Origin of the sequence: Streptomyces sp. NTH33 (assembly GCF_003236365.1) — a bacterium.
Classification (GTDB): domain Bacteria; phylum Actinomycetota; class Actinomycetes; order Streptomycetales; family Streptomycetaceae; genus Streptomyces.
The window spans coordinates 1-3,571 of the sequence record NZ_POTZ01000589.1 but is presented as its reverse complement, the minus strand read 5'-3'; the positions used below and the strand labels follow the sequence as shown (position 1 = coordinate 3,571).

3 protein-coding genes are annotated in these 3,571 nt (G+C 70.5%); all 3 read left to right on the top strand.

Features of this window, described 5'->3' with window-relative positions; translation table 11 throughout:
- On the top strand, window positions 1–925 hold a 925-nt coding region (locus tag C1I97_RS33400; protein ID WP_111006773.1), incomplete at its 5' end, for a L,D-transpeptidase.
- Between the two features lie 176 nt (window positions 926–1,101).
- On the top strand, window positions 1,102–2,358 hold the full coding sequence (locus C1I97_RS33395) for a L,D-transpeptidase (protein WP_441349181.1): 1,257 nt from the start codon (window positions 1,102–1,104) through the stop codon (window positions 2,356–2,358).
- Between the two features lie 156 nt (window positions 2,359–2,514).
- Entirely contained in the window at window positions 2,515–3,282 is a 768-nt protein-coding gene (locus C1I97_RS33390) for an enoyl-CoA hydratase/isomerase family protein (RefSeq protein ID WP_111006771.1), read from the top strand.
- Window positions 3,283–3,571 lie beyond the last annotated feature (289 nt).

Sequence of the window (3,571 nt, the reverse complement as noted above, 5' to 3'; positions counted from 1 at the left end):
CCGCCGGACCTGGCAGCCCGACGACGACCGGCTCGCCCTCGCCGCCGAGTACACCGTCGACGCGGTGGCCGACGACGGGGCCGGGCACCGCTCCGCCCGGCACACCACCTTCACCACGCTCGTCCCCGAGAAACGCTTCATCGGCTACGTCACCCCGGAGAACCGCTCCGTCGTGGGCACCGGAATGATCGTCTCGCTGTCCTTCAACCAGCCGGTCACCGACCGCACCGCCGTCGAGCGGGCCGTCCGCGTCACCGCCGAGCCACCGGTCGAGATCCGCCCGCACTGGTTCGGCGGGAGCCGGCTCGACCTCCGTCCCCGGGAGTTCTGGAAGCCGGGCACCCGGGTCACCGTCGAACTGCGCCTGAGGGATGTCGAGGGGGCGCCCGGCGTCTACGGACTGCAGTCCAAGACCTTGTCCTTCACCATCGGCCGCGGCCAGGTCTCCCTGGTCGACGTCGCCGCCCACACCCTGCAGGTCCGCCGCGACGGCCAACTGCTCGACACGCTCCCCATCACCGCCGGGACGCCGAAGCACGCCACGTACAACGGGACGATGGTGGTGATGGAGATGCACGAGGTCACCCGCATGGACAGCCGCACGGTCGGCTTCGGCAGCGAGTACGACGTCCCCGACGTCCCGCACGCCCTGCGGCTCACCTCCTCCGGCACCTACCTGCACGGCAACTACTGGTCGGCCCCGGACACGTTCGGCCGCGAGAACGTCAGCCACGGCTGCGTGGGGCTGCGGGACGTCAAGGGCGGCGGGACCGGGACGCCGGCGGCCTGGTTCTTCGACCGCAGCCTCGTCGGGGACATCGTCCGGATCGTCAACAGCGGTGACAGGACGGTCTCTCCCGACAACGGCCTCGGCGGGTGGAACATGGGCTGGGACCAGTGGAAGGCGGGCAGTGCGGTCAAGTGACCGGGCGAGGGCGCGGGCTGAGGGGCTGTCCGCCCTTGCCCGGAAGCTGCTGAAGTTGGGACTGAACAGTGACAATCGCCTGACAAACTGCCCCTGACCTTGTGGTTACTATGCGGCCAGTGCGCGGGTAGCGCACCGGGGCGCGGGTCCGACCGGCCCGGGGAGGGGAGACGAACTTGAACGTGCGGCCTATATCGGGGACGCCGGTGGACGCGCGGGGACGACGGGGGCACAAGGGGCTGTTGGCGCTGGTGTCCGGCGCGCTGGTCCTCGCCGTCACCGCGTGCGGCGGGGGTACCTCGAGCGGAGGGTCCGGGGACGGCAAGGGCAAGGACCCCGACACGGCCCGGAGCAAGCAGTCGCAGGCGGTCGTGACCATCGCGCCCAAGGAGGGCGCCAAGGCCGTGGACACCAGCGGCGCCCTCAAGGTCGGCGTGAGCAAGGGCAAGCTCACCCAGGTCGTCGTCAAGGATGCCAAGGGCACGGAGATACCCGGGGAGGTGTCCGGCGACGGCGCCTCCTGGACGCCGAGCAGGCACCTGGCCGCGTCCACCAAGTACACCGTGCACGCGGTCGCCAAGGACTCCGCGGGCCTCGAGGCGGCCGAGGACTCCAGCTTCACCACGCTGACCCCGCAGAACACCTTCATCGGCCACTTCACCCCCGAGGACGGCTCCACCGTCGGCGTCGGAATGCCGTTCTCGCTCCGCTTCACCCGGGGCATCACGGAGCCGAAGGCCGTCGAGAAGGCGATCGAGATCAAGACCGAGCCGGCCGTCGAGGTCGCCGGCCACTGGTTCGGCAACGACCGCCTCGACTTCCGCCCCGAGCAGTACTGGAAGGCCGGCACCAAGGTCACCGTCAAGCTCGACCTGGACGGTGTCGAGGGCCGCCCCGGCGTCTACGGCAAGCAGAGCAGGACCGTCTCCTTCACCATCGGCCGCAACCAGGTCTCCGTGGTCGACGCCGAGAAGCACACGATGAAGGTCATGCGGGAGGGCAAGGTCATCAGGACCATCCCCATCACCGCCGGCGCGCCGGGCACCGCCACCTGGAACGGCCAAATGGTCATCAGCGAGAAGCACAAGGTGACCCGCATGGACGGTGCCACGGTCGGCTTCACCGACGCCGACGGCAAGGGCGAGTACGACATCAAGGACGTGCCGCACGCCCTGCGCCTGACCACCTCCGGCACCTTCCTCCACGGCAACTACTGGAGCGGCGGCGCCTTCGGCAGCTACAACGCGAGCCACGGCTGCATCGGCCTGCGCGACGTACGCGGCGGCTACGACAGCAGCGCGCCGGGCGCCTGGTTCTTCAACCGCTCGATGATCGGCGACGTGGTGATCGTCAAGAACTCCCGCGACCGGACGGTCGCCCCGGACAACGGGTTCAACGGCTGGAACATGTCCTGGGACGAGTGGAAGGCGTAACGCGCCGCCGACGGCCCGGCCCGGTGCGACCGACCGCACCGGGCCGGCCGCCGTCGGTCCCCGTGCCGTGCCTGTCCGGGGCAGCCCCCGGACCCCCGGCCGGGTGTGACCCACCGCACCGGGCCGGCCGCCGTTAGTCCCCGTTAACCTGCTCCCATGACCGTATCTCTGGAAGTCGCCGAGGGCGTCGGCACGCTGCGCCTGGACCGCCCGCCCATGAACGCGCTCGACGTCGCCACGCAGGACCGCATCAAGGAGCTCGCCGAGGAGGCCACCCGCCGCGAGGACGTGCGCGCCGTGGTGATCTACGGCGGCGAGAAGGTGTTCGCGGCCGGCGCGGACATCAAGGAGATGCAGGTGATGGACCACGCGGCGATGGTCGTGCGGGCCCGCGCCCTGCAGGACTCCTTCACCGCTGTGGCCCGCATCCCCAAGCCGGTGGTCGCCGCGGTCACGGGCTACGCGCTCGGCGGCGGCTGCGAACTCGCGCTCTGCGCGGACTACCGCATCGCCGGGGAGAACGCCAAGCTCGGCCAGCCGGAGATCCTGCTCGGCCTCATCCCCGGTGCGGGCGGCACCCAGCGGCTGTCCCGGCTGATCGGCCCCTCCAAGGCCAAGGACCTCATCTTCACGGGCCGTCAGGTCAAGGCCGACGAGGCCCTCGCGCTGGGCCTGGTGGACCGTGTGGTGGCCCCCGACCAGGTCTACGCCGAGGCGCACGCGTGGGCCGCCCGGCTCGTCCAGGGGCCGGCGATCGCGCTGCGCGCCGCCAAGGAGTCGATCGACACCGGTCTGGAGACCGACCTCGAGACCGGCCTCGCCGTCGAGCGCAACTGGTTCGCCGGCCTGTTCGCCACGGAGGACCGCGAGCGCGGCATGCGCAGCTTCGTGGAGGAGGGCCCCGGCAAGGCGAAATTCCTGTGATTCATCCCTTCAGGGACTTGCAATTGACGTGATGTCTGATCCGGGTCCCTCGATAGGGCGGTTTATGGCAGCCTTAACGCAGCCTTAAGCGTGTCTTGTCGAGGGAGCCGGTCAAGTGCCGCCAGCCGAACCGTCCGCGCAGGTCAGCCGGGCCGTTCCGGGGCCCGAGGTGCCGTTGGCATATGCCATGCGAAAGGCGCGTACCAGAGGTGCCCAGGGGGCGTATTCCCCCGTAACGGCCCCGGGGGAGGCCGTGGACGGCCATGATGGGGGCATGGCGGGGCTGGAG